Source organism: Nocardia sp. NPDC060220 (genome assembly GCF_042727815.1).
Lineage (GTDB): Bacteria > Actinomycetota > Actinomycetes > Mycobacteriales > Mycobacteriaceae > Nocardia.
In genome coordinates this window covers 1-4163 of the sequence record NZ_JBHWZY010000624.1, presented here as the reverse complement: position 1 = coordinate 4163, position 4163 = coordinate 1, and the positions used below count along the sequence as shown (strand labels likewise).

General features: G+C 68.1%; 4 protein-coding genes. 3 read left to right on the top strand and 1 reads right to left on the bottom strand.

Annotation, left to right across the window (positions count from 1 at the left end):
• Window positions 1–19: 19 nt before the first annotated feature.
• Complete coding sequence (locus ACFWF3_RS26525; RefSeq protein WP_379316052.1) at window positions 20–1747, bottom strand: GMC oxidoreductase; 1728 nt, start codon at window positions 1745–1747, stop codon at window positions 20–22.
• 99 nt (window positions 1748–1846) lie between these two features.
• On the opposite strand from ACFWF3_RS26525, the gene ACFWF3_RS26520 reads away from it, so the two are divergent.
• The 3 genes from ACFWF3_RS26520 (at window position 1847) to ACFWF3_RS26510 (ending at window position 3986) form a co-directional block, all read left to right on the top strand.
• Window positions 1847–2560, top strand: coding sequence for a MerR family transcriptional regulator (locus ACFWF3_RS26520; protein WP_378991643.1), 714 nt, complete (start codon window positions 1847–1849; stop codon window positions 2558–2560).
• A 7-nt stretch (window positions 2561–2567) separates the two neighbouring features.
• Window positions 2568–3308 carry a TetR/AcrR family transcriptional regulator gene (locus tag ACFWF3_RS26515; RefSeq protein ID WP_379316050.1) on the top strand — a complete coding sequence of 247 codons (741 nt, stop codon included), beginning with the start codon at window positions 2568–2570 and terminating at the stop codon, window positions 3306–3308.
• A gap of 84 nt (window positions 3309–3392) precedes the next feature.
• Window positions 3393–3986, top strand: a complete 594-nt coding sequence (locus tag ACFWF3_RS26510) for a hypothetical protein (protein ID WP_379316048.1) — start codon at window positions 3393–3395, stop codon at window positions 3984–3986.
• Window positions 3987–4163: the final 177 nt, after the last annotated feature.

Below are 4163 nucleotides of genomic sequence, written 5' to 3'. Positions count from 1 at the left end.
GGGGCCGGGTTCGTTCTGATCAGCCCGCGGTCTTCTCCGAGCTGCGGATCTCGACGATCGGCAGGACCAGGGCGGCGGGTGCGCCCGCGGGCACGACCGGCTGGTTCGGGCGGACCGGGGCGATCTTGGTGTAGCCGGCGTTCTGGTCGGGGCGGGTGTCGAGTTCGTCCTTGTTCGGCCAGTAGGCGGCCGCGCGCTCGGCCTGCGCGGTGATGGTGAGCGACGGGTTCACGCCGAGGTTGGCCGACACGGCGGCTCCGTCGACGACGCTGAGCGTCGGGTAGCCGTACACGCGGTGGTAGGCGTCGATCACGCCGTGCTCACGGTCGGCGCCGATCGCCGCGCCGCCGAGGAAGTGCGCGGTCATCGGCACATTGAACACATCACCCCAGGTACCACCGGCGACGCCGCCGATCTTCTCCGCGACCCGGCGGGTCACATCGTTGCCCGCCGGGATCCAGGTCGGGTTCGGTTGTCCGTGGCCCTGTTTGGAGGTCAGCTTGCGGCCACCGAACAGTCCGCGCTTGGTGTAGGTGGTGATCGAGTTGTCCAGGTGCTGCATGACGAGGGAGATGATCGTGCGCTCGCTCCAGTTCTTCACACTCATGAAGCGCAGGAAGATCAGGGGGTTGGACAGCACGAGGCCCAGGAACCGCAGCCATCGCGGCACCCGCCCGCCGCCGTCGACCATGAGCGTTTGCAGCATGCCCATCGAGTTCGAGCCCTTGCCGTAGCGCACCGGCTCGACGTGGGTGTCGGGGGTGGGGTGGATCGACGAGGTGATCGCGACGCCCTTGGTGAAGTCCTGGTCGGGCCCGAGCGTCTTGGTCGCGGCACCGACGATCGACTCGGAGTTCGTGCGGGTGAGCAGGCCGAGCTTGTCCGAGAGGTTCGGCAGCGCACCTTCGTCGCGCATCGCGTGCAGCAACTTCTGCGTGCCGAGCGTGCCCGCCGCGAGCACGACATGCTTGGCGGTCACGGTCTTGGGCGCCTTGCGCACCCAGGCGCCGGTGCGCTCGGTGGCCACATCCCAGGTGCCGTCGGGCAGCGGTCGCAGCGACGACACCGTGGTCATCGGAATGACCTGTGCGCCAGCCTGTTCCGCGAGATAGAGGTAGTTCTTCACCAGGGTGTTCTTGGCGCCGAACTTACAGCCGACCATGCAGTCGCCGCATTCCACGCAGCCGGTGCGCTCGGGGCCGGCACCACCGAAGTAGGGGTCGGCCTCGGTCTTGCCGGGCGTACCGAAGAACACCCCGACGGGCGTCTGCACGAACGTCTCGCCCACACCCATGTCCTCGGCGACGGCCTTGAAGATCTCGTCGGCGGGAGTCATGTGGGGATTTGTCACCACACCGAGCATCTTCTTCGCTTGCTCGTAATAAGGAGTGAGCTCGCTGCGCCAGTCGGTGATCTCGCGCCACTGCGGGTCCTGGAAGAACGGCTCCGGCGGCACGTACAGGGTGTTGGCGTAGTTCAGCGAGCCACCGCCGACGCCGGCGCCGCCCAGGATCAGGACGTCGCGCAGCGGGTGGATGCGCTGGATGCCGTAGCAGCCGAGCTTGGGCGCCCACACGAATTTGCGCAGGTCCCAGCTGGTCTTGGGCAGTTCGTCATCGGCGAAGCGGCGACCGGCTTCGATGACGCCGACCTTGTAGCCCTTCTCCACCAGCCGCAGTGCGGTGACACTGCCACCGAAGCCGGAACCGACGATCAGAACGTCGAAATCGGTGGTGCGCTCGGGCATGGGGGAGCTCCTCGATCGGTGTCGACAGTGACGCGGGTAACGCTAATGGCGACAGCCAGAGCTGTCAACGTTGGCTCCGAGCCCACCTATGCTGGTCGGGTGGCCCGATACACCCGAGCGGAACTCGCCGACGTCAGCGGCGTGGCGTCGCGCACCATCCGCTACTACCACTCGCTCGGCGTGCTGCCGAAACCCGGCCGAGCGGGCAAGGAAGTCGTCTACACCGACGAGCACTTGGACCGGCTGCGCGACATCGTCGCCATGCAGGCACGCGGGCTGCGGCTGGACGCCATCCGTGAGGTATTCGACACCGAACCGCAGGCAGGCGACTGGCGCACGCTGTTCGATCCGCGCGCGGGACAGTCGATCGAACGCTCGTCCTACCTCGACGATGCCGAACTCGCCGCGATGCTGGGGGAGCGTGGCACCGATGTGCTCACCGAACTCGCCGCGGCGGGGTACCTGGAACGACGTGGCCACCGATGGTTCGTCGCGGACCGCACGATGCTCAAGGCCGCACTGGTCCTCTACGACGTGGGTATCGATGTCACGCTCAGCGGGGTCTTGCGGACGCTGATCCAGTCGCGCATCGCCGATCTCGCCGACGAGGTGGTCGGCACGGTGCGCGACGCCTCGGGCACCGGGTACGGCGGTGAAGGGGTGGGCGTGGACCTGAGCCGCTTCCGCGACCGATTGCTGGCGACGGCCTGGGCGGTCGGCGGCGCGACCTTGGCCGCCGAGATCGAACGCGCCGCCGCCGAGGACGACACGGCCGGACGCCGGGATCCGGCCCGCGCCGTGAGTGGGCGATGATCGGACGATGAGCTCCGACCAGCCGGGTCCGCGCGCACTGGCCCGCGCGCAGACGATCGCCGACATCAAACGCATCGGCCGCGAGCATCTGGCCACGCAGGGTGCGGCGGCGTTGTCGTTGCGCGCGGTTGCCCGCGATCTGGGCGTGGTGTCGTCGGCGGTGTACCGGTATGTCCGCAGCCGCGAAGAACTGCTGACCATGCTGGTGGTCGACGGCTACAACGCACTGGGCGACGCGGTGGACGCGGCCCTGCTCGACGCACCCGACGACCCCGCGACCCGCTTCCGGGTCGCCGCGCGAGCGGTACGGGAGTGGGCGCTGGCCGAACCCGCCTGGTACGGCCTGCTCTTCGGTACCCCCGTCCCCGGCTATGCCGCACCGGCGGCCGACACGGAAGCGCCGGGCGTGCGCGTGATCGCGATTCTGCTGGGCATCGTCGACGGTGCCTACCGACTGGGTCAGCTCAACGGCCCCGTGCTCGAGCCCGCGATCTCTCCGCGGACGGCTGCCGATTTCGCGACGATCCGCGAGCAGTTCGGCCTCGCCGCCCCTGATCGGGTGATCGCGTCCGCCCTCACCGCGTGGACCACGCTCTTCGGTGCCGTGAACTTCGACGTGTTCGACATGTACGGGCGCGACACCTTCGCTGATCGGGCGGAGATCTTCGACCTGAACATCGACCAGCTTCTGCTTCTGCTGGGCTTCGTCGTGCCGCGCCCGGATTATGTGGACCGGTCGGTACGGTAGCGAATTGAAGAGTTCCCGCGGTATGTGGGGAGAGGGAATGTGTGAACGGCGACATCGGCGTCGCCAACGAAGGAGAGTGCCCGAGTGAATTCTCGCGAGGAGATCTTGCGCCGAGTCCGTGACGGGCTGCTCGACCTGCCCGAGGACGAGCGCCGGGTACCCATGCGTCGATCCGCGGGCAGGCACGCGATCGTGGATCCGACCGAGCGGGCCGAGGTGCTCGAGCGGTTCGTCGACCGATTGCGCGAGTACGGATCGCTGGTGCGCACCGTCGATGTAGCGGGCCTACCCGCCGCGGTCGCCGACGTCCTCTACGGCATGAGCGTGCAGACGGTGCTCGCCGCGGTCGAGCCGGGCCCGGCGTGGCTGGATCACTGGGCCGGCGCGCCGGGGCATCAGGTCGTGCACAGCGGTTCGGATTCGGTCGACTCCGGTGACGCGGTGGTTCGCGATGCGGTGGCAGGCGACGCCTCGACCGGTTCGCTGGCACTCGATGTCGATGGTGGACCCGCCGTCTCGGAGTCCGTGCCCCAGGTCTGCGTCGTGCGCGCCGATCGCGTCTTCGTATCCCTGCCCGAAGCGCTGGACCATCTCGATCAACGTCGCCCACTGATCTGGCTCGGTGGTCCCGGTGATGTCGAGCTGGCTCGTCAGTTGGTGGTGCTGCTCGTCGAGTAGGCGGGGAGAAAACGTTATCGCGCCAGGGTTGTGTGGGACTGACGGTCTCAGTTATTCTCGGGGAACGGTGTGACGGCGATAACAGTGCCGTGCGCGCCGGACGCGAACCGAGGAGGCACCGATGACGCTGACCGAATCGAGCCGTGGCGGACCCATCACCGAGGAGTACCGAGAGGC

Bases quoted from the DNA above. Each gene is read 5' to 3' on its own strand.
- ACFWF3_RS26515 (WP_379316050.1), top strand. From the start codon at position 2,568: ATGAGCTCCGACCAGCCGGGTCCGCGCGCACTGGCCCGCGCGCAGACG.
- ACFWF3_RS26525 (WP_379316052.1), bottom strand. From the start codon at position 1,747: ATGCCCGAGCGCACCACCGATTTCGACGTTCTGATCGTCGGTTCCGGC.